Raw genomic sequence first — 23,497 nt, forward strand, 5'->3', positions numbered from 1 at the left:
CAATTGAAAACGTACGACTGTTTGCTGTGCATACAAAGCGAACCCTAGCATTACCATGGGTAATAAGGGTTCTGGGCAGATAGCCATACGCAGTACAAACAGCTTAGCGTTTTGCAGTAGCAGTAAGGTGGGTGCACTTATGCCGAAGAGTTGTCATCAATTTGTGATACAATCTACGGTTTTCCCGAACATACCTGAACTCGAGAGTCATGGCGGCAGATCAAGAAATCGACAAAGACGACCAAACGCAAGCTGATTTGCGTGAGGCCAATCGGCCCTCCGAGGAGAAGGCCGACCCCGAGCAACGTAAAGCGAAGTTTAAAACGCTGATCGTGCTCGGTAAAGAGCGCGGCTATCTAACCTACGCCGAGATCAACGACCACCTGCCAGATGACATGCTGGATGCCGAACAAATCGAAGGCATCATTAGCATGATCAGCAATATGGGCATCCAGGTGTACGACGAAGCACCAGACGTTGAAGATATGCTCATGTCCGATGCAGCGCCGTCTGTGCCGGATGAAGATGCTGCTGAAGAAGCAGAAGCAGCACTATCTTCCGTTGATGCAGAGTTTGGTCGTACTACTGATCCTGTGCGCATGTATATGCGTGAAATGGGGACGGTAGAGCTCTTAACCCGTGAAGGCGAAATTGAAATCGCCAAACGGATTGAGGACGGTCTTAAGCACATGATCCAAGCGATCTCGGCTTGCCCAACTACTGTTGCCTATATTTTAGGCTTGGTAGAAAAGGGCTTGGCTGATGAGATCCGCATTGATGATGTGATCGACGGCTTTATTGATCCTAACGCAGACGAAAACACCCCACCGCCAATCGAAGTGATTGAAGCGGAAGCAGAGGATGCTGACGAAGCGGCAGAGATCGAAGAAGAAGGCGAGGAAGACGACGGTAGCGCAGCAGCTAAAGCCAATCTTGAGCTATTAAAAACTCAAGTGCGTGAGCATTTTGACATCGTGCGCGAGCACTTCGATAAAATGATCAAAGCGCTGGCTAAAGAAGGCGCGCACGGCAAAACTTATCTGGAGCATCAGCAAGCGATTGCTGGGATTTTCCTGATTACACGCTTTGGCGCTCGCCAAGTTGAATCGCTTTGCGATCAGTTACGCGGCATGGTGGATGAAATCCGCAGCAGCGAACGTGAAATCATGGATATCTGTACCGTTCGGGTAAAAATGCCGCGTGATCACTTTATCAAAACCTTCCCTGGTCGTGAAACAGATACGACATGGGTAGTGGATGAGATCAACTACGGGCACAAATACTCGGCTATTTTGGCGCGCTATCAGCACGCTATTATGGAAAAGCAACAAACTCTGGCTCAGCTGCAAGTTAACGCAATGATCCAGATTAAAGACCTGAAAGAAATCAACCGTCAGATGTCGACGGGTGAGGCTAAAGCTCGCCGTGCTAAGCGCGAAATGATTGAAGCCAACTTGCGACTGGTTATCTCGATTGCTAAGAAATACACCAATCGTGGCTTACAGTTCCTAGACCTGATTCAGGAAGGCAATATCGGCCTGATGAAAGCGGTAGATAAGTTTGAATATCGCCGTGGTTACAAATTCTCGACTTACGCAACATGGTGGATTCGCCAAGCGATTACACGCTCGATTGCCGATCAGGCCCGTACTATCCGTATTCCGGTACACATGATCGAAACAATCAACAAGATGAACCGCATTCAGCGGCAAATCTTGCAGGAAACCGGTATTGAGCCGACTCCTGATGAGCTAGCTGATCGCATGGAAATGCCGGAAGACAAAATCCGCAAAATCCTCAAGATCGCTAAAGAACCGATCTCGATGGAAACGCCGATTGGTGACGACGACGATTCCCATTTGGGCGACTTTATTGAAGACGCAAACAATTTGGCTCCAGCCGAAGCCGCTATCTACGCAGGCTTGCGTGAAGCGACTAAGGAAGTGCTAGATACACTTACACCACGCGAAGCAAAAGTTCTGCGTATGCGTTTTGGTATTGATATGAATACCGATCATACGCTGGAAGAAGTGGGTAAGCAGTTTGATGTAACGCGTGAGCGTATCCGTCAGATCGAAGCCAAGGCCCTGCGTAAGCTTCGCCACCCGACTCGTTCAGAAAGACTGAAAAGTTTTGTTGAAAGTCAGGCTAGTGAAGGTTAGAATAGCGCCTCTTTTCGAGTCCACTCGAAAATAAAAGAATGACGGGCCTGTAGCTCAGTTGGTTAGAGCAGAGGACTCATAATCCTTTGGTCGTCGGTTCAAGTCCGACCGGGCCCACCAAAATTTTGTTAAAGAAATGCCCAGCTTAGGCTGGGTATTTTTTTTGCCTGTCTACTTTTCCGTGTCCATCTCAGGGAGGTTCTTTCCCCCCTTTTCTTCTACTAGACAAGTCACTAGCAGCCTGTCGGACTTAAGACTGCTCTACTACGGAAAAGCCGGATTTGGCCATATTTCACGCATTTTCTCGTTGAATAGCCAGCTATCGCCTCAAAAACCCGCGAAATCTGTCTCAAACCGGTCTTTCCCTCGCTACGATCGTTAAGACCGACAGGCTGCTAGTAAAATTAATTCAAGAATGTACTTATCTGTAACATTGTCGGTTACTCAATAGATAGTCGAATGATGAGCGAGCTGGTGAGGTATTCAGGACGAGGTAGTTAATATTGCGTGCGTGACTTTTGATGGCGAGGGGTAATGGCAAGCTTTGGGAAGGGGGCTGCTATGACAATGCACCAATGGACTGCTTTTGTTTGGGGTGGGGCGTTAAAGAATGAATTGATTCATCAAGGGTCTACAAAACACGAGTAAAGGAGCAGGGTTAGATCATCTACTATATTTAATAAAATTTTTTTATAGCAGGATTTGCCGCCATTCGTGTTTGAACAATGAAGCGCCAAAGGTATTTGCTAAGTCATTTGAGTTGGCTGTTAAAACGCAGCCCTCAAACAGAGTATTGGCGGGTTGATGCGTTGTCTTTGGGGCCGGCTCCAGACGGGCTATGAGCATGCAACAGATTGCTCATCTTGGGTGGGGTTGTCACTATCGTGCATCGCCTTAGATATTACTGAGAATGCCAATCTGATGGTGTGCAGGCGTATTGTGTTTTCCAGCATCAGCTACCAACTGCGGGATGATCTGGGGGTTTTGCACAATGTTATCTAGCATGAGTGATCTGCCACCCTTCAATGGCATTTTCCTAGCGTTACTTACCGATCAAATAAATGATCGAAGTATTGCCCCTCACCAAAGCACAGATACTAAATGTGCATTCGTACTTATTCTAAGGTCTGTTGACGTTTCATTCACAATTGCGCTGAGCCTGAAAATGGCCAAGCATAACGCAGTGAATGGCCGTTTTCCGGCCCAGCCCCATTGCTGAGCGAGGAAAACCCCCTCACACGCTAAGGGTTGGCTATATGTTTGGGTCTGCACGGCGTTATAAGATGCTCATGGTACTCGTACCAGCTCATATCTTTTGCCTTGTTCAGCCCGCTGCTACTTGAAGGAGCTGCTTTAAAGCTGCGATATTTATGCAAATTGAGTGGCAATCTATATATAAATAAATGAAGCTAAAAAATAAAAGGCCGCAAACCATTAGGTAAGCGGCCTTTATTATTGTGGTTACAGCCTAATAATGCAGATGTTGTATATATACAAAAAATAAGGAGGTGATTATAGCAAGGTATTTTACCTATAAAATATGCCATTTTAATAATATACAGCGATTACTTTGAAAAATTACTACATCATTACACCTGCGGTATTAAGGAAATTTTACTGAGTAATGATAACGTCATTATGAATATGCAGTATTGCTCAATAAGTATGACTAGTTTAGACGATATAAAGAGAATAATTACTCTTTTTTCGCAAAATAAGCGCATTTATGTAAGTTTAAACTTGGTTATTTGGTAAGTTGTTAAAAGGTAAGGGGTGATGGGTAGTTTATCCATGTGTGTGTTGCATTATGCTATATAAGCAATGTGTAATATGTAGCAAATAATGCAGTAAGTTTAAAAGACAGGTAAACTGCACTAATAAATAAATAACAAAAATGTCATAAAGGGTGTTGTACGGTAGGACATTTGCAATACTACTGATGTATCTTCATTAATTATAAGATGATTAAAAAAGTAAGGATGCAAGTGATGTTGTTTCGTGCCTGCCTAATTGGAGTGTGCTTGGTCGATTATGCGCAAGCTGCTTATGGTCCTGAAGATATTTTTAAGTTAACAGCAGATGTTGCATATCAATACGACAGCAATACATTTAAGCTAGATGAAAATAAAGATAATTTACAAACAGCTAAACATAAAAAAAAATCTGATTCAAAATTAGAAACGCGTTTAGGTGCAAGTTTAGATTTAGCTGTATCTCGCCAATTTGTTCATGTAGCGGCGGATGTAAATCAGATTAATTATAGTAATTTTACTGATTTAAATCGCAATGAATGGAGTGTAAATTTAATTTGGGATTGGGTTGTAGGTAGTATTGCAACTGGGCAGTTAAGGACAAGCACATCAACACGCATGGCTTCATTTGAGGATAATATTTTTGGCTTAAATAGCAATAGTATTTTGGATATGCAAAAGCAAAATAGCATAAATTGGCAAGGGGCATTGCAATTACAAAACAGCATTGCCATTATTGGTTCTGCAATAGTTAGCACTGAGCAACATGATATAAAAAATTATATTGATACAAAAAATGAAATGGCTAGCATAGGATTGAGGTACAGTTCAAGCAAAGGTAATTATATCTCAGCTAAGCATAGTTGGCGAAAGTATATCTATGATCAAGATTTATTTTTAAGGGCTGGCTTTACCGAACAAATTACCTCACTAGATCTTGCCTATGCGCCTGATAGTAAAGTAGATATAAACATTTCTTTAGGAATAAGCCGTTGGGTTTCTGATTTTAATAATGAAAAACAATACACTCCCCAAGGTGATTTAGGGCTTCTTTGGCAGATCACAGATAAAACACGGCTAAGATTCAGCTACGGTGAAAAATTTGCAGAGTTTACAAGCGGCGCAGGGCGAAACTTAGATCAGTATATGAATTTTAATGCTCGATGGACTATGTCAGAAAAAATAAATTGGAATCTTGATTTGAACCAGCGTAATCGTAGTGTTCAAGTTGCCGGAAGTGAATCAAGTAGTGAAGAAGAAACAAATACCGCACGCTTAAGCATTGGCTATAAAGCATTACAACAGCTAACAATTAATAGCTATTTGCAAACAGAAAAGCGGAACAGTAGCTTGAATAATGCTGATTATAAATACTACCAAATCGGTATGAATGCCACGCTGGTTTATTAAGTGTTTAATAAACGATAAGTGCATTAATTTTTAATTAATCAATGATAAACTTATCAGAAGGTATATATTACTGTGAATGATACAGCCCAAAAAATAGACCAATATATAGATGAAAGCCAATTAGAATCGAGTATTGTGTCTGCTCCAAGTTTGTTAGCAGATCGATTCCGCGAATTCTCTAATGCTGCGCCTTTTATTAGCTTTTTTAAGCTGTTTATCGATCCAGTGCTGGTTGTGGTAACACTGTACTTATTATCTATACCCTTTGATGTTGCAATGGATGGGTATGAGTTTATTTTAGGCGCACTTGCATTTTTACTAACCGCCCTTTTGTTAGATGGGATGTTTTTATTTATTCCTGGTTATTCTAGATCATGGCAAGGGCTTGGGCGTTTTATCGTGGAATGGTTAGGTGTTGTGATAGGCTTAGTATTAATAGGGCGAGTCTCTGGATTTGTAAATTATTACCATCCACCATTTGTTATTACATGGTTTATTGTGGCACCAATTGTGCTAATTGGTGTGCATGTTGCGATCCGAGTTTATGTGTTACGGGTTGATTCAGGTGAAAATGCAGAACATAGTAAAGTTATTGTTGTTGGGGTTAATCAACCAAGCCAGTTATTAGTTAAAAACATCAATGAAGAACCTTTTTTAAAAATGGATTTTATTGGATATTTTGATGATAGGGCCATCAGTAGACTGCCAAAAAGTGCATCAGAACATTTAATAGGTGGCTTGGATATTTTACCTCAATTTGTTAAAAAAAATGGTATAAAAAAAATATTTATTTCATTGCCTATGAGCTCTCAACCGCGGGTTTTAGATTTAATTGACGAGCTGAAAGATAGCACAGCATCAATTTATTTTATTCCTGACTTATTTGTTTTTGATTTAATTAATGCACGCTTTGATAATGTGGCTGGAATGCCGATTGTGGCTATTTGTGAAAGTCCTTTTATGGGTTTGAATGGCGTAGTTAAAAGAATTAGCGATATTGTATTGTCTGTGCTTATTTTAATGATAATTTGGCCTATTTTACTCTGCGTTGCTATAGCGGTTAAATCTACATCTGCTGGGCCAGTATTTTTTAAGCAACGCCGCTATGGCGAAAATGGCGATAGCGTGCTGGTCTATAAATTTCGATCAATGACGGTAATGGAAGACGGCGATAAAGTTGTCCAAGCAACTAAGAATGATCAAAGGATAACTGCAGTGGGTGGCTTTTTACGTAAAACATCGTTAGATGAGCTGCCGCAGTTTATTAATGTACTGCAAGGAAAAATGAGTATTGTAGGGCCAAGGCCACATGCCAATGCACATAATGAGCAGTATAGAAAATTAATCAAAGGCTACATGATTAGGCATAAAGTAAAACCCGGCATTACAGGATGGGCTCAGGTAAATGGCTTTAGAGGCGAGACAGATACATTAGATAAAATGCAAAACCGCATAAAATACGATTTAGATTACTTGCGTAATTGGTCGGTGTGGCTAGATTTGAAAATTATAGTTTTAACTGTTGCTGTAGTGCTTCGTGACAGGAATGCGTATTAAATTCAACTTGAAAAAATATTAAGGAATTAAAATGCTAAAAACAGCTATCAAACCTATTGTGTTATCTATTGCTGCTGTAATATTGCTATCTGCGTGCGGTGATAAAGATGAAAAGAAATCACCTAGCCAAGTTTTGGTAAAGGTCAACAAAACTGAAATTACGGTTCATCAATTAAATGGTTTGCTTGGACAAGTACAAAATGCTAGCCCCGCTATTAAGCAACAAATGCTCGATCAACTTATTGATCAAGAACTGTTGGTGCAAAAAGCAACGGATTTAAAGCTAGATAGAGAGCCTAATATAGTACAAGCGATTGAAGCGGCTAAGCGTCAAATCTTATCGCAAGCCGCAGCAGAGCGAGTATTAGGCAAAGCGGAAGAGTTAAAGCCTGAAGAAATTGATAAATTTTACAATGAAAATCCTGCTTTATTTGCCGAGCGAAAAAATTATGATTTTTTAGTGTTTAGTATTGATAAAAAATCATATACCGATGGGATAATTAAACAGCTAGATAAAGTAAGCAATGCACAGCAGGTAAAAGCCACTTTAGATGCTGAAAAAATTGCATTTAGTGAAAATGAAGTTAAACGTACCGCAGAGCAATTACCATTAGCCTTATTGCCAAAATTTTCGGTGATGAAAATTGGCGATATTATGACAATGCCAGAGGGCGATAAAGTGGTGTTGTTGGTATTAAAAGAAAGCATTTTAGCCCCTGTTGCTAAAGAAAATGCCGCACCACTTATTAAGCGTTATCTGCAAAATGATAAAGCCCAAGTGGATGCCAAAGTGAAGATCAAAGCATTGCGTGATGCAGCAAAAATTGAATATACCCAAAAATTTGTTGAGCCCAATCCCAATCCAGAGGCAGCAAGCGGCACGTCGAGCACGGATGATGGATTAAAAGCAGGATTGAAAGGGCTAAAATAATGAAAGCAAAGCTTGTTATCGCCTTGGTTTTTGTATTTTTTTACAATACTTTTGCCATTGCTGCACCTAATGCTGAATATCGCCTTGGGCCTGGCGATATAGTTAAAATTAGTGTTTATGATCACCCTGATTTAACAACAGAATTGCAGTTAAATGATAAGGGGGCTGTTGCATTCCCTTTACTTGGCGAGATCAAGCTATTGGGATTGCAATACACCGAGGCAGAAGCTTTAATTGGTGATTCGCTTAAAAAAGGGGAATTTATTAATAGCCCTAATGTAAGTGTTTTAATCTCTCAGTACCGTAGCCAGCGGATTGCTGTGATTGGTGAGGTGAATCGATCAGGGCGATATGCGCTAGAAGGTGCTACGGGGTTAGTAGATTTGATCGCTATTGCTGGCGGGCTAAACCCAAATGCGGGTGACAAAATTATCGTGTTGCGTGGGGTAGAGCGTATTGAATATAGCTTAAATCAATCGATGAAATTATCGAATGAAGAAAAGCGCAATATGCCCATAATTAATGGTGATGTCGTTTACGTGCCTCGTGCTCAGCAGTTTTATGTTTATGGTGAAGTAAATCGTCCTGGTGTGTTTCGCATGGAGCCAAAAATGACGGTGATGCAGGCATTGGCGGTTGCAGGGGGATTTAATCCACGTGCATCTCAGCGCAGGTTAGAAATTCATCGTATTGATCAGTTTGGTGCGGTTACGAAAGTAGAGGCTGAATTGAGTGATTTACTCGTAGAAAACGATACTATTTTTGTGCAAGAAAGCCTTTTCTAATCTAATCGTGATAGAGCAAATCTAATAATGACACTCGAACAGTTTTTAAATATCCTACGTGCTAGAAAGCTTATTGGAGTTGCTGTTTTTTCTACTGTTATTTTAGTAACCCTGATTATTAGCCTGATATTACCAAAGCAATATACGTCTGATGCTGCTTTGGCCGTTGATATCAAAGCGACTGATCCAGTTACAGGGCAGCAGGTAGCTGGATTTTTAGCCCCAAGTTTTATGGCTACGCAAGTTGAAATGATTGCTAGTCAGAATGGGGCATTAAAAGTTGTGGATACGCTGGGGCTGATAAATCTGCCAGAAGCGCAGGCGCAATTTATTGAGGCCACTAAGGGGCGTGGTGACATTAGGAATTGGTTTGCTGAATCTTTATTAAAAGGTTTAGAAGTAAAACCTAGCCGTGAAAGTAATGTGATTAATTTGTCTTATACAGCAACTGATCCACAGTTTGCAGCCACTTTAGCCAATGCCTTTACTCAGGCCTATATTCGTACAACAATTGATATTAAAGTGGCATCGGCGCAGCAAAATAATATTTTTTTCCAAGAGCAATTGAAAACGCTACAAGCGAATCTGGAAAAAACGCAACAAAAACTATCTGAATATCAGCAAGAAAAAGGCATCGTTGCAACTGATGAACGCCTTGATATTGAAATGCAGCGTTTAAATGAAATATCTAGTCAATTGGTAGGGGCTCAATCACAAACTTTTGACGCTCAAGCCCGGGCACGCGGTGGCCAAAGTGCGCCAGATGTTTTAAATAACCCACTTATCCTGCAATTAAAAGGCCAATTATCGGCTCAGGAAGCAAAGTTAAAAGAGTTGGCAGAAAAAAATGGCCCAAATCATCCGCATTATCGCCAAGCACTGGCTGAGGTGACTGCAACACAAAATCAATTAAATGACTTGATGACTCAATACTCGGGGGGCTTAAGCGGGGTTGCTGGTAATTCACAATCACGTCAGGCCGCATTAAATCAAGCAATGAAAACACAGAAAGAACGTGTTTTAGAGCTGAAGTCAGGCCGTGCCAATATTGATGTATTACAGCGTAATGTAGATAATGCACAGCGTAGTTATGATCAAGCCTTGCAGCGTTTTAGTCAGACAATGCTAGAAAGTCGCTCTGATCTTAGCAATATCACTATTTTGAAATCTGCCATACCACCACTAAAGCATTCCAGCCCTAAAACGCTATTAAATCTAGTGCTATCTATATTTGTTGGCACTTTATTAGCAGTAATTGTTTCAATGGTTGCAGAGTTATTTGATCGTAAAATTCGCAGCAAAGAAGATATTGAATCCATTCTGGGTATTGCTGTGCTTGCTGATTTACCTATACCCGCGGCTAAAAAGAAATCGTATCGCCGATTGGCGGAGGTAAAAGCATGAATACCATGGTTAATAAAGAGGAGCTATCTGCCGCGGCATCTGTGGGAAATATCGGCAAGCAATTACTAGATTCTGGGAAGTTAACAGCAAACCAGGCTGAAAAAGTATTATTAATGCAAAAAGAAACTAATTTGCGTTTTGGTCAGGCTGCGATTCAACTGGGGTTTATTACTGAAGCAGATATTCAATCCGTACTGGCGCATCAGTTTGCCTATCCCTATTTAATTGCAGGGCAAAGCGATATTGATCAGCGCATCTTGGCAGCGTATCAACCTTTTGATCCTAGTGTTGAAGCACTACGCAGTTTGCGCAGTCAGCTCTTGCTGCGCTGGGTAGAAAGCGGCAATAAATCGATAGCCTTGGCTTCTTATGATGCAGGTCTAACTGCTGATTTGCTGGCAGCTAATTTGGCTGTGGTGTTTTCACAGCTAGGTGAGCATACCTTATTGGTGGATGCTAATTTGCGCTCCCCACATCAGCATGCCTTATTTGGGCAAACAAATCGTATTGGTTTAAGCGATGTTTTGGCTAATAGAGCAGGGCTTGAGGCGATACAAAAAGTTGGCGATTTACGCGATCTATCCGTGCTTTCTGCGGGTACACAAGCACCCAACCCGCAAGAGCTGCTTTCAAGAGATTCATTTAGCCAGCTAGTAGGCGAGCTTGCCAATCAGTTTGATGTGGTCATTTACCACACTAGCCCATTGATGTGCGCCATGGATGCTCAGCTTATCGCCGCCAGAACTAAAGGAGTTGTTTTGATTGTAAATCGCAACCAAACAACGGTTAAAGGCCTAGCACAAGCCCGTGAGCAGCTGGAGTCCACTGGAGCAGAGATTCTAGGCTGCGTGCTTGCTACGGCTGAGGAGTGAACCACATGATGGCCTATGCACATAATCCACGCGAATTACTGATTAAAACTGGGCCAGTATTGATTGGCTTGGCTGCTATGTTTATTCCGGCATTTTGGTGGTTGCTAAACCATATCTGGGGGGAAGAGAGCCAAGCCCACGGCCCCATTGTCTTGGCGATAGGATTATGGCTTTTCTATCGCAATAAAGACGGCTTAATCTCTGCCTGTATTGAGGGGAAACAGCAGCCAGCATTGGGGGGGATTTTGTTGCTTGTTAGTTGCCTATTATTTATCTTAGGTAAATCACAATCAATTGATTTGGTATTGGCTTTTTCTTTTATTGCGGTGCTTGCTTCATTATTGCTGTTATTTGGTGGCTGGGCTGCATTGCGCTTAATGTGGTTCCCATTGTTTTTTATGTTATTTATGTTGCCTTTGCCTGGCGTATTGGTGACGGCACTTACTTTGCCTATGAAAATGGCGGTTTCTTATGTTGCAGAAGCCTTGCTATATCATGCGGGCTATCCTGTTTCGCGTACTGGGGTAATTATTCAAATAGCACAATACCAAATGTTGGTAGCAGATGCCTGTGCTGGTTTACATACACTATTTACTTTAGAGGCGATTGGTTTATTATATTTAAACTTAATGGGATATAAATCTGTGCCACGCAATGTTTGTATTGCATTGATGGTTGTGCCAATTTCATTCGCTGCGAACACAATTCGTGTAATCATCCTTATTTTAATCACCTATTATTTTGGCGATGCCGCAGGCCAAGGTTTTTTGCATGGCTTTGCTGGTTTTGTATTATTTGGGGCCGCGTTATTTTTGCTCATGTCGTTTGACACATTGCTTGGCTGGATCATGAAAAAGTGTGGTATTACTGATGCAGGAATTAAAAAAAATGCTTAATTTAAAAAAAAATAAATATGCATTGGTTATTGCTACAGCTTTATTTTTATCGGCAGTTTTAGGCTATACACTCACCCCCAAAAATGCGATGGCCGATACGAAGCCAAAGATAGATTTAGAAAAATCGATTCCTAAAACCTTTGCGGACTGGACACAAGATACACGCGTTGTGCCCATTAGTAAAAATCCAGAATTACAAGAAAAACTGGATAATCTATATAGCCAAATAGTAAACCGTACTTATATTAATGCTAAAGGCGAGCAAATCATGCTTTCTATTGCCTATGGCAGAGATCAAGGAGGGGATGGGTCGCAAGTACATAGGCCAGAGTACTGTTATCCGGCTCAAGGATTTGAATTGAAAAACACTCACGATGGCAAATTAAAATATAAAAATGATTATATACCGGTACGGCGTTTACTTGCGGTAAACGGGAGTAGAACAGAGCCAATAAGCTATTGGATTACCGTAGGTGAAACCGCGCTGCGTTCTGGCTTTGATAGAAAGTTAGCTCAAATAAGTTACGGCTTAAAAGGCACGATTCCAGATGGCTTATTATTTAGGGTGTCCAATATTTCAACAGAAATAGATGCTTCGTATCAGCTGCAAGAAAAATTTACCAATGATCTATTAAATAATGTTGATAAACAAACCAGAGTTAGACTGGCTGGAAATTTAAATGGAGAATAATATGAGTAAAAAAGTTGCGCTAATTACGGGTGTTACCGGCCAAGACGGCTCTTACCTAGCTGAGTTTCTATTAGAAAAAGGTTATGAAGTGCATGGTATTAAACGCCGTGCTTCATCGTTTAATACTCAACGTGTTGATCATATTTATCAAGATCCACATATTGAAAATAGCAGTTTTAAATTGCACTACGGTGATTTAAGCGATTCATCTAATTTAACCCGTATTTTGCAAGAAGTGCAGCCAGATGAAGTATATAACCTTGGTGCGCAATCGCATGTGGCAGTGAGTTTTGAATCGCCAGAATATACAGCCGATGTTGATGCAATGGGCACATTACGCCTATTAGAAGCTATTCGCTTTTTAGGCCTAGAAAAGAAAACACGTTTTTACCAAGCTTCCACCTCCGAGCTATATGGCTTGGTGCAAGAAATCCCGCAAAAAGAAACCACACCATTTCACCCGCGCAGCCCATACGCCGTGGCTAAAATGTATGCCTATTGGATTGTGGTGAATTATCGCGAAGCCTATGGCATGTACGCATGTAATGGCATTTTGTTTAATCATGAAAGCCCGCGCCGTGGTGAAACCTTTGTAACGCGCAAAATCACCCGTGGCTTAGCAAATATCTCTCAAGGCTTAGAAAAATGCCTGTTTATGGGCAATATCGATTCCCTGCGCGATTGGGGCCATGCCCGTGATTACGTCAAAATGCAATGGATGATGTTGCAACAAGAAGTGGCGGATGATTTTGTGATTGCTACTGGCGTGCAATATAGCGTGCGTGATTTTATTCGCATGTCAGCCAGTGAGTTGGGTATCTCGCTTAAGTTTGAGGGCTTAGGGGTGGATGAAAAAGCCATCGTTACTAAAATTGAAGGCGATAAAGCACCTGCATTAAAAGAGGGCGATATCATTATGCAAGTCGACCCACGCTATTTCCGCCCTGCTGAAGTTGAAACACTATTGGGCGATCCAACAAAAGCCAAAGTGAAATTAGGCTGGGTACCAGAAACCACCTTGCCAGAATTAGTGCAAGAAATGGTGGCTCATGATCTGCAAAATGCTCGTCAGCATGCCCTATTAAAAACACATGGTTATACAGTCTCTGTTTCAACTGAGTAGTAATATCAATCTGGGCACATTGTGCCCAGCTTATCCCCCTATTAAATTGAATAAATAAAATGTCCTATATCCTGCCTGAACATAAAATTTACATTGCTGGCCATCGTGGCATGGTGGGTTCTGCGATTGTGCGTGAGCTAAATAAATTAGGTTTCACAAATATCGTAAGCCGCACTCATGCAGAATTAGATCTAACTAATCAAGCCGCAGTCGATGCTTTTTTTGCAGCAGAAAAGCCTGATTTTGTATTTTTAGCCGCAGCAAAAGTAGGCGGCATTCATGCAAATAATGTGTACCGTGGTGATTTTATTTATCAGAATTTAATGATCCAAAATAATGTGATTCATGCTGCATATCAGCATGGCGTTAACCGCCTGATGTTTTTAGGCTCTAGTTGCATTTACCCTAAAGATTGCCCACAGCCAATTAAAGAAGAGTATCTTTTAACAGGCCCTTTAGAGCAAACCAATCAGCCCTATGCTCTGGCTAAAATTGCCGGTATTGAAATGTGCTGGAGCTATAACCGTCAATATGGCACGCAATACCTAGCAGTTATGCCGACTAATCTTTATGGCCCTGGTGATAATTACCACCCGGAAAACAGCCATGTGATTCCTGCGCTTATTCGCAAAGCGCATGAAGCCAAACAAAGCGGCGCAAAAGAAATGGTGGTCTGGGGCAGCGGCACTCCAAAACGTGAATTTTTATATTGTGAAGATATGGCCGAGGCTTGCGTTTATTTATTGAACTTGCCCGATACAGAATATAAAAAACAATTAAATGATCAACACCCGCCACTGATTAATATTGGCACTGGCGAAGATATGACAATTCGTGAACTAGCGAGCACGATTTGTGACGTGGTTGGCTTTAACGGCGAGCTGGTATTTGATGCGAGTAAGCCAGATGGCACGATGCGCAAATTGCAGGATGTCAGTAAATTAAATCAAATGGGTTGGCGGGCTAGCATGCCATTTATTGATGGCCTTGTTAATGTTTATTCTGAGTTTTCTAATCATATTTAATTTAAAAAAATAAATATTTTTGTATTTTAACCTTAGTTAAAAAACTGTGACCTCTACATTTAATGATTAAAAAAATATTTGGTGGGTTTTTTATTAGTAATGCAGCTCAAGCTGGACTGCAGTTTTTAATGATCCCTTTAATCGTTCGAGCCTTAGGTGTGGAGGAATATGGTAAGTGGGGTTTATTTGAACCTGCTATTTATTTATTTGCGTTGATTGCACAAATGGGGGGTAACTGGGGAATATTAAAGTTAGTTAATGTTGATAAAGTTGATGTAACTGCAGCACTACGTGTATGCCTTGAGTTAGCGATAGGCCCAATGTTATTCGCAATTACTTTAGCTTGCGTCTGGGGTGGGCTGCAGTTTAAGTTCTCTTACGCTATTTTATTGATGCCTTGGGTGATTGTTGCGGAAGCAATATTAGGCTTAGGTTTGGCTGCAGCACGGGCTAAATTGCTTGCCCTACCTTATATGCTAGGGATTATCAGTAAATTTGGAATATTAGCTATATTCGCATTTATAAATATTACTGGTAAGTCTGTATTAGTAAGTACCGCAGTGCAGTGGCTGGCTGTCTATGCCGCAGCAGTTACATTTGCTGCATTTCTGGCAAATTACCAAATTTTCAAAGGCAATAAAACGTTACCAGTTGATTTAGCGGCTAAAAAAGTATTTAAGCATAGTGCAATAAAGTATGGCGTGCCTATGCTCATTTCAGCTATTTTTGCTACTATTTTAAATAATGCAGATCGTTTTATTGTTTCTTCTGTATTAGATAAACAAACTTTAGGGCAATATGTTATCGCACTAAAGTTAGCCGGTGTGCTTAATTTTTTAATTACACCGGTTGCATTATGGTGGCCAACTGCCCGCTTTCAACATATTGAAGATCCAGATCGTGGGCAAGCCTTTTTTGCAAGGATGGCTATTAAATTCACCGCTGCATATTCATTGGCCGGGGCATTATTATGCTTAGCATCACCTTGGATTTTACCTTTATTGGCTCCAGGGGTTCATATTGAAGCTAGCCTGCTTTTTCCGCTTATTTTTGGCGTAGTAGTTCGAGCGATTGAGCCTAGTTTAAACATTGGTTTGTTACAAGAAAATAAAACACATTTATTGATATATACCACAGCACTAGGTGCATTTATTCAAATAGTATTAGGTTTGTTTTTGGTTAAATTTTTTATGGCGCAAGGCGTTGCTTGGGCTTTTTTTATTGCTAGTTTATGTAGTCTTGGGCTTATTCATTATATTTCACAGAGAATATATAAACTTAAATTTCCTTATTTAAGATTATTCTTTTATTCTTCTATTCCTTTTGTTTTTGCTTGGAAGGTCTCGTTGTGATTTTTTTTAATAATTTATATTGTTGATGTGCTAACTTTATGAATGATTTTTATTTTTTCAAGCTCTTATATGTTTTACAAAGGTTGAATTTAATCACCACTGGTAATATATTTTGAATAATAATGAATTTTCTCAGTCATTTTTAGTTCCTGTTTTTTTATTTGTATTAATGATGGGGGAGTTTCGGGTGTTTTCAGGCGTTTCTGGTATGGTGAGTTTTACCATACTTGAGATTGCAGTTTATACAAGTATTTTCTATTTGTTTTTGGCTATTGTTGCTAATCCAATACATGGGGTATTAGTGTGGAAAAGTGCATTTAAAGAGTCAAAATGGGTAATGATTTATGCGTTTGTTGCTGGAGTGGGCGCATTTCTTTCTCTGTTAGCTGGTTCTGCAGCTGGGCTTCAGTCCTTTAAAGACCTTTTGCCTGCATGTATATTAGTGCCCATTTTAGTTATTTTTACTAAAAACAAAAAACAGTTACTTATCTTGTTTCGATTATTGATTTTACTTGGAATTATTAGTGCAGGTTTAGGCGTTATGCAAGGGTTACTAGGCTGGCCCTATATTATTGATGTGGATGTTAGCAAATTAGGAAAAATGAGTCTTGATGGTTCAATTTTAAAAACTAATATTGCAGTAGGTTTTTTTCGTCATCCAAATGCTCTTGGATTATATTTAGTTGCACCTGTATGTGCACTTGCGGTTTTAACTATTTATGTAAAGAAACATATAGCTAAATTTTTTTGCTTAATGGGGCTGTGTTTGTTTTTTGTCACTTATTATTACGCTCAAGCCAAGGGGGCATTTTTATGGAGCTTAATTGGTGTGTTTTGTAGTTTTTTATATATTGTGAAAGGGCAAAAAGCTGGGCGATTAATTGTTATTTTAATACCTATTATAATTTTTTCCATGGCATATATTTCTTTAAATTCAAAAGAACAAACGTTATCAACAATGGAAACTAGGTATCAGCTATGGCAGTCTGCATTTTATATATTTTCTAATGAAGGATTGAAGTTTTTTATTGGATCAATGCAAAGAGATATGTTAATGGCTAGTAATATCTTTACGTTTGGGAAGTTTATATACCCCAATGCTCATAATACATACTTAAATATAATAATAAATTATGGTTTTTTCTCTTTAATAGCTTTTTTATTTGCATCTGTTTTGATTTTAATTGGTGATAGTGATATATCTGATGACAAAGAGCTCAATTATGTTGTTTGTGGTGTTAAAGGAGGCATAATTGGCTTGCTGGGAATTTATTTTTTTGAGCCTGCAGCAGAAGGGGTTTTGACGCAATCTCAATTTTTCTCATTATTTGGTCTTATTTATATAGCAAGAAAAATAAGAGGGAGATTATAGTGAAAAATGTTGCAATTTATAGAACGGTAATGCCAATTGTGTCTGAATCTTTCATAATAGAGCAAGCTCGTTCGTTAATAAAGTATTCTCCAATTTATGTTTGTAGGGATTTGAATTCCCCCATTGCAGCTGACTCTCTTTCAATTGATTCCAATTCTAAATTATCTAGAGTTAAGTATACACTTTGCAGAACATCAAACACCTTTGTGCGTGGATTAGGAAAAAAAAAATTATCCCTTATACATGCTCATTTTTTACCTGATGCGGTAATGATTATGCCAACGGCTAAAAAATTAGGTTTGCCATTAATTGCAACTAGCCATGGTTTTGATACTCAAATGAGCCGCTGGTCTCAGTTTAAAACCCTGCGGCCAACTAATGTTCAATTTCTATTGCATGAACAATATTTATATAAAAATGCAGATGCTTTTATTGCAGTATCTAATTTTATGCGTAACAAAATGATAGCTAGGGGTATTCCTAGCGATAAAATATTTACCCATTACATTGGGATTGATACAAAAAAATTTGCCCCTAGCAAGCAGCAAAGTAAATTTATTTTAAATGTTTCACGTCATGTTTCATGGAAAGGCGTAGAGGTTTTACTTAAGGCTTTTGCTCAAGTTCCTGCAAGTTTAGGCTGGAAATTGCTTCAAGTTGGGGCAGGATATGAAACAATAATGTTAAAAAAACTGGCTACTGAATTAGCTGTCGATGATCGAGTGGAGTGGTTAGGGGCGCAACCGCATGATGTTGTGCAGCGTTTAATGCAAGAGTGTAGCTGCTATGTGCAAGCAAGCTTACCTGATAAAAATGGGCAAACTGAAGCGTTTGGCATGGTTTTACTTGAGGCGGCGGCTTCAGGTGTTCCAGTGTTAGTTAGTAGGAGTGGTGGAATGCCCGAGGGCGTAATTGACAATGAAACAGGATATTTGTTTGAGCCTGGAAATTTCAATGAACTGGCTGAAAAGTTAAATTATGTATTGGCACAGTCAAATGAGTGGAGAAAAACAATGGGGCTAGCAGGGAGGGCATTTGCACAAAGCTTAGATATCCGGAGTCAGACACTGCTTTTAGAGAATATTTATGACCAAGTTATTGCAAATCATGCAAGCAACTAGATTATTCGTCCTGCTATTGTTCTCCATATTATTCCTGCAGTCGGCCGTTGCCGTTGATGAGCAGTTGATGTTAAAGAAAAGCAATGCGGCTTCTTTATTAGCGATGCCTGTCAATAAAGTGTCGGCCAGATTAGTGCAAGAGATTTCAAGCGAATACTTTGGCATGCATGTACATAGGCCTGATCTGAATAAGAGCTGGCCACTTTCCAATGTACATAGTTGGCGATTATGGGATATATATGCGGGCTGGAAAGATATTGAGCCAAAAAATGGTCAATTTGATTTTGTTAAGCTTGATGCAATTGTTGAATTTAGTAAAAAAAATAATATTAGTTTGTTATTGCCATTAGGAGTTACGCCAGAGTGGGCTTCAAGCCGGCCTAGAGAAAAATGTGCGTATGGTTTTGGCTGTGCAGCTGAACCTACGGATATGATGCATTGGCGTCGATATATTAAAACCGTTGCTAATCGTTATAATGGCGTTATATTTGATTATGAGCTACTTAATGAAGTGAATTTAGAGCCTTTTTGGTCTGGTAGCCTTGATGCGCTTTTGGAAATGCAAAAAATTGCGTATGTGGAATTAAAAGCAATTAATCAAAAAAATCGCTTAATTGGCCCAAGCATGACAGGAAATTCAGAAAGTGAATTATCCAAATGGGATAAGTATTTGGCGATGGGGGCGGGGGAATATCTAGATATTGTCTCTTATCATTTATACGTGCCAACTTCTGATCCAGAAGTAGCCTATGGCTTGGTTGAACGTCTGTATCAGATAATGGCTAGACACAATTTAAAAAATAAGCCTTTATGGAATACGGAGTCGGGCTGGCTTATTGAAAATTTATTAGGCCCAGAGATTACTAATTCATATAGTGCAGAGTGGCTGCGGCTTGACCAAGGAAATGCTATTGCAATAGTACTACGTGCAAATATTCTAGCTTTAACGCAGGGCGTGTCGCGGTTTTATTGGTATTCATACGACCACGCCGAAATGGGTTTATCTGAGCCAAAAAGTAAGCATAAAAAAGCGGCTGCATTCGCGTATCAGAATCTTGCTTTACAACTTATGGGTAGTAAAGCGCAGGGATGCAGTATTGATCGCTCTGTGGTTTGGATATGTAAATTTACGAATAGCACTAATTTAGCTTTGTTTTATGTTTGGACTACGGATGAAAGCGTTAATAAAATTTCACGTTCGAAGATAGGAGAAGTCGAAAACAAAACGACGTTTCCACTGGGCGAGAGTGTGCCAATAGTTGGAGAAGATATAACTATTTCCAAAATACCTATATTGCTTAAATAATATTTTGTAAGTTATTTTTGATTACTAAATGAGTTGTGTCATTGAATGTACAATACATTGTTGTGTTTTATGGTTAAATGGAATAAGGTAGTTTTTATATAAAGATACTGTGTTTTACTAAGATTAGGTTGATTTATGATGACTTTAAATTTCTGCAGTGATGGCTAGCCTCAATATTTTCGATTTGCTATGTAAGTGTGGCTTTAAAGCTACTTTCTTTATCCCTATTGAGCAAGGGAGGGCAAGGAGGTTTTAAGTGCTTTGAAAATTTAGTTGTTGGATGAAACTTTTGAAATTACGGGTAGTAAGATTGCTCTGTAAAATATGATTGGGCATATTATTAATAAGTTTTGCTATATGTGTGGTAAGTATGTTGCAAAATTAATTGATGTAGTTAAACGCGCAGAGTTTTCTTACACAATAACCGTAAAAACACTCCATTTTATTTGGGGAATTTCGTTGGGCTACGCCAGCTTTTTTATTTATATAAAAAATAGCTTGAGCGATTTAGTGATAACGATGCCGTATTCCATATTTTGATGTGAGCTCACCGCATTCAAATAGATAAAAATTCGTTAATTTGTGTTAAATTAGCGAATGAAGTCACTTGGCGCTTATTTAACTTGAAATTAATTATGACTAAAAATGACATTAACTCCTTATTAATTCCTACTGTGGTTTTTGTGCAAAGGCGCTTACCGCATTATCGATTGCCTTTTTTTGAAGCTTTGCGCCAGGAGCTTGAAATGAGGGGGTGTAAGTTTAGATTATTACACGGCATGCCCAATAAGCACGAATTAAGTAAGAATGACTCTGGCGAATTGCCATGGGCTGAGAAAATACCTACTCATTATTTTTTCTCAGGCAGAATTTGCTGGCAGCCTTTTGCTGGCAGAATTAAGGATGCTGATTTAGTTATTTGTAGCCATGAAAATAAACTTATTTTTAATTTAATTGTTCAATACTATTACACATCTATTCGTATGGCATTATTTGGGCATGGCGCAAATCTTCAAGGTAATCCAAAGAGCTGGAGTGAAACGGTTAAACGTTTTTTTGCTAAAAGAGCGGATTGGTGGTTTGGCTATACGGCCATGAGTTTGCCATTAATTAAGCGTTTTTCTTTCCCATCTAATCGCATTACGATTGCTAACAACTCAATTGATACGCAGAAAATGTCAGAACTTTTTGATGATATTCATGATGATGAAAAAGTATTGATTAGAGCTCGCTTAAATATTAAGACACAGAATGTCGGTATTTTTATTGGTTCGTTTTATGATGAAAAGCGTATTGATTTTATGCTGGCTGCTCTGCTTGCCATAAAAAAGGCTACTCCTGATTTTGAAATGCTCATTGTAGGTGATGGTGTGCAGCGCGATTTGGTCATTCAATTTTGCAAAGAGTACCCTTGGGCTAGATATATGGGGGTGTGCAAAGGAAAAGCAAAAGTAGATTTATTAGCGGTTTCTTCTGTAATGATCAACCCTGGCTTAGTTGGGCTGGGTGTTTTAGATTCATTTGTATGTGCTGTTCCAATGTTAACCACGCATTGTGGCTTGCATAGCCCTGAAATTGCGTATGTTAGTAATGGGAATAATGGTGTTATAACCGGCAATACTTTAGAAGAATATACCGCTGCAGTGATAAGGTTGCTTCATGATGAGCAAGCACTAAAGGAAATGCAGTTGGCTTGCTTAGCAAGCGCTAAAGAATATAGCGTCGAAAATATGGCTAGAAATTTTGCGGAAGGAATTATGCAATGCCTTTCTCAGCCTATTTATCGAGGTAGCAGATAATGATAAGTGTATTAATGGTGCATAATGCTTATCAACAAACTGGGGGGGAAGACTCTGTTGTTGCCAATGAAATATCGTTGCTAAAAAAACATGGCCACGATGTTGAAGTTTATTTTCGCCATAATGATGAGATTGCTAACCAATCCAAATTATCATTATTAACACAAACCATGTGGTCTAAAAAAACATACAGTGAATCTTTAGATCTCTTAAAAAAAATTAAGCCTGATATTATTCATGTGCATAATACTTTTCCGTTAGTTTCCCCTTCTTTATATTGGGCTGCGCAAAAATTAAATGTACCTCTGGTGCAAACACTACATAATTTTCGTTTGTTATGCCCTCAAGCTACTTTTTTACGCAATGGTCGTGTTTGTGATGATTGCGTAGGAAAAGTGCCGTGGCGAGGTGTGATGCATCGTTGCTATCGGGGATCTCTTGTTCAAACTGCTGTTTTATCTGGAATGCTAACAATTCATCGTTCTTTAAGTACATATAAAAATAGAGTGGATCGTTATATTGCCTTAAATGAATTTTGTAAAAATAAATATATTCAAGGTGGAATTCCTAGCGAAAAAATACGAATCAAACCTAATTTTGTAGATGATATGGGTGTAGGCATAGAGCAAAGAAGTGGCTTTTTATATGTTGGCCGTTTGTCTCCAGAAAAAGGTGCTCGTATTTTTGCAAGCGCATTTAATGCAAAGCTGCATGGATGTTTGGCGGTCATGGGGGCTGGGGAGGAATCGGTTTATTTAACAGGTATTGAGCAGCTGAATTTGCTTGGCCCGCAGGCTCCACAAACTGTTAGAGATGCAATGCGTAAGAGTATCGCGCTGGTCTTACCGAGTATTTGTTATGAAAACATGCCGATGACCCTAGTAGAGGCTTATTCGTCAGGTTTGCCGGTTATTGCTAGTCGCTTAGGCCCTCTATGTGATTTGGTTACCGATGGTCATACTGGCCTGCTATTTAATGCCGGAGATGCAGCTGATCTTGCTGAGAAAATGGCTTGGGCATATAAGAACCCTGATGCTATGGCGCAAATGGGCCGAAATGCACGTACAAAATACTTAGCTGAATATACCGAAGATATTAATTATCAAATATTAATGAATATTTATGATGAGGCGATCGCTGCATGTCTGAAATAATTGATAGGCCCTTGGTGCTAAGGCAGACTACATCTGTTATTGGAGCATCTATTGATGTGCTGGACTGGGATACTGCTTTGCAGCGAATTAAGAGCTGGGGTAGTAGCCGCGAGTCTCGTTATATTTGTATATGTAATGCGCATTCTGTAGTGACCACTACCAATGATCCAGATTTTTATTCTGTAGTTAAAAATGCTGATATGGCAACATCAGATGGCGCACCTGTTGCTTGGTTAATGCGTAAAATGGGTAGCCATGAACAGCAGCGTATTAATGGCCCAGATTTGATGTGGAAATACTGCACAGAGGCTAACCGCCAAAATGATTGGCCGGCTATTTATTTATACGGTAGTAGTGAAGATACGTTAGGTATTTTGCAGCGTAAATTGAAGTCTGAATTCCCCGCTTTAAAAATTGTTGGTGCTTATTCACCTCCTTTTCGTGCTTTATCGCAGCAAGAAGAGTCGAATATTCTTCGTGATATTAATGATTCAGCTGCGGGTGTTGTGTGGGTTAGTCTGGGCTGTCCAAAACAAGAAAAATGGATGGCGGCGCATCGGGGTAAGATAAATGCGGTAATGATTGGTGTGGGGGCGGCATTTGATTATCATGCGGGCACTATTGTTCGTGCTCCGCTATGGATGCAGAATTCCGGATTAGAATGGCTGCATCGTTTATGCTCTGAACCGCGTAGGTTGTGGAAACGTTATTTTGTTACAAATACCATTTTTATTATTAAAGCGATTCGCCAGCTTATCAGTAAAAATTAATTATTTAATTGGGAGT

At 39.6% G+C, this 23,497-nt stretch carries 18 protein-coding genes and 1 tRNA gene; all 19 read left to right on the forward strand.

All coding sequences use genetic code 11. The features are described 5' to 3' along the window. Positions 1–209: 209 nt before the first annotated feature. The 19 genes from rpoD (at position 210) to C1H71_RS11345 (ending at position 23,481) form a co-directional block, all read left to right on the forward strand. A complete protein-coding gene (gene rpoD, locus C1H71_RS11255; protein WP_130106628.1) occupies positions 210–2,162 on the forward strand; it encodes an RNA polymerase sigma factor RpoD in 1,953 nt (650 codons plus the stop codon). 43 nt (positions 2,163–2,205) lie between these two features. Continuing rightward, positions 2,206–2,282: transfer RNA gene (locus C1H71_RS11260), tRNA-Ile, on the forward strand. Positions 2,283–4,150: 1,868 nt separating this feature from the next. Beyond that, positions 4,151–5,323, forward strand: coding sequence for a hypothetical protein (locus C1H71_RS11265; RefSeq protein WP_130106629.1), 1,173 nt, complete (start codon positions 4,151–4,153; stop codon positions 5,321–5,323). A 72-nt stretch (positions 5,324–5,395) separates the two neighbouring features. Next, positions 5,396–6,880, forward strand: coding sequence for an undecaprenyl-phosphate glucose phosphotransferase (locus C1H71_RS11270; RefSeq protein ID WP_262488276.1), 1,485 nt, complete (start codon positions 5,396–5,398; stop codon positions 6,878–6,880). A gap of 31 nt (positions 6,881–6,911) precedes the next feature. Continuing rightward, positions 6,912–7,811: an EpsD family peptidyl-prolyl cis-trans isomerase gene (locus tag C1H71_RS11275; protein ID WP_130106630.1), complete on the forward strand. Its 900-nt coding sequence runs from the start codon at positions 6,912–6,914 to the stop codon at positions 7,809–7,811. Continuing rightward, the gene (locus C1H71_RS11280) at positions 7,811–8,596 is read left to right on the forward strand and encodes an SLBB domain-containing protein (RefSeq protein ID WP_130106631.1); all 786 of its coding nucleotides are present in this window, start codon (positions 7,811–7,813) and stop codon (positions 8,594–8,596) included. The genes C1H71_RS11275 and C1H71_RS11280 overlap by 1 nt, the downstream gene beginning before the upstream one ends. Before the next feature lie 27 nt (positions 8,597–8,623). Further along, a complete protein-coding gene (epsF, locus tag C1H71_RS11285; RefSeq protein ID WP_130106632.1) occupies positions 8,624–10,000 on the forward strand; it encodes a chain length determinant protein EpsF in 1,377 nt (458 codons plus the stop codon). Continuing rightward, complete coding sequence (gene epsG / locus C1H71_RS11290; RefSeq protein WP_262488277.1) at positions 9,997–10,872, forward strand: chain length determinant protein tyrosine kinase EpsG; 876 nt, start codon at positions 9,997–9,999, stop codon at positions 10,870–10,872. Before epsF ends, epsG begins: the two co-directional genes overlap by 4 nt. Before the next feature lie 5 nt (positions 10,873–10,877). Next, positions 10,878–11,768 carry an exosortase B gene (xrtB, locus tag C1H71_RS11295; protein ID WP_130106633.1) on the forward strand — a complete coding sequence of 297 codons (891 nt, stop codon included), beginning with the start codon at positions 10,878–10,880 and terminating at the stop codon, positions 11,766–11,768. Then, on the forward strand, positions 11,743–12,459 hold the full coding sequence (gene epsI, locus C1H71_RS11300) for an exosortase-associated protein EpsI, B-type (protein ID WP_130106634.1): 717 nt from the start codon (positions 11,743–11,745) through the stop codon (positions 12,457–12,459). Before xrtB ends, epsI begins: the two co-directional genes overlap by 26 nt. A 1-nt stretch (position 12,460) precedes the next feature. Then, on the forward strand, positions 12,461–13,582 hold the full coding sequence (gene gmd, locus C1H71_RS11305; protein ID WP_130106635.1) for a GDP-mannose 4,6-dehydratase: 1,122 nt from the start codon (positions 12,461–12,463) through the stop codon (positions 13,580–13,582). Between the two features lie 59 nt (positions 13,583–13,641). Then, positions 13,642–14,607 carry a GDP-L-fucose synthase family protein gene (locus C1H71_RS11310; protein ID WP_308418280.1) on the forward strand — a complete coding sequence of 322 codons (966 nt, stop codon included), beginning with the start codon at positions 13,642–13,644 and terminating at the stop codon, positions 14,605–14,607. 62 nt (positions 14,608–14,669) lie between these two features. Then, positions 14,670–15,959 carry a lipopolysaccharide biosynthesis protein gene (locus C1H71_RS11315; protein WP_130106636.1) on the forward strand — a complete coding sequence of 430 codons (1,290 nt, stop codon included), beginning with the start codon at positions 14,670–14,672 and terminating at the stop codon, positions 15,957–15,959. A 112-nt stretch (positions 15,960–16,071) separates the two neighbouring features. Further along, positions 16,072–17,331 (forward strand): hypothetical protein, encoded by a 1,260-nt coding sequence (locus tag C1H71_RS11320; protein WP_130106637.1) that lies wholly within the window; start codon positions 16,072–16,074, stop codon positions 17,329–17,331. Next, positions 17,331–18,452 carry a glycosyltransferase gene (locus C1H71_RS11325; protein WP_130106638.1) on the forward strand — a complete coding sequence of 374 codons (1,122 nt, stop codon included), beginning with the start codon at positions 17,331–17,333 and terminating at the stop codon, positions 18,450–18,452. Before C1H71_RS11320 ends, C1H71_RS11325 begins: the two co-directional genes overlap by 1 nt. Continuing rightward, positions 18,418–19,758 carry a GH39 family glycosyl hydrolase gene (locus C1H71_RS11330; protein WP_130106639.1) on the forward strand — a complete coding sequence of 447 codons (1,341 nt, stop codon included), beginning with the start codon at positions 18,418–18,420 and terminating at the stop codon, positions 19,756–19,758. Before C1H71_RS11325 ends, C1H71_RS11330 begins: the two co-directional genes overlap by 35 nt. Positions 19,759–20,393: 635 nt before the next feature. Beyond that, positions 20,394–21,557, forward strand: coding sequence for a glycosyltransferase family 4 protein (locus C1H71_RS11335; protein WP_130106640.1), 1,164 nt, complete (start codon positions 20,394–20,396; stop codon positions 21,555–21,557). Beyond that, complete coding sequence (locus C1H71_RS11340; RefSeq protein ID WP_130106641.1) at positions 21,557–22,711, forward strand: glycosyltransferase family 4 protein; 1,155 nt, start codon at positions 21,557–21,559, stop codon at positions 22,709–22,711. The genes C1H71_RS11335 and C1H71_RS11340 overlap by 1 nt, the downstream gene beginning before the upstream one ends. After that, positions 22,699–23,481 carry a WecB/TagA/CpsF family glycosyltransferase gene (locus C1H71_RS11345; protein ID WP_130106642.1) on the forward strand — a complete coding sequence of 261 codons (783 nt, stop codon included), beginning with the start codon at positions 22,699–22,701 and terminating at the stop codon, positions 23,479–23,481. The genes C1H71_RS11340 and C1H71_RS11345 overlap by 13 nt, the downstream gene beginning before the upstream one ends. Positions 23,482–23,497 lie beyond the last annotated feature (16 nt).

This window comes from Iodobacter fluviatilis (genome assembly GCF_004194535.1).
Lineage (GTDB): Bacteria > Pseudomonadota > Gammaproteobacteria > Burkholderiales > Chitinibacteraceae > Iodobacter > Iodobacter fluviatilis_A.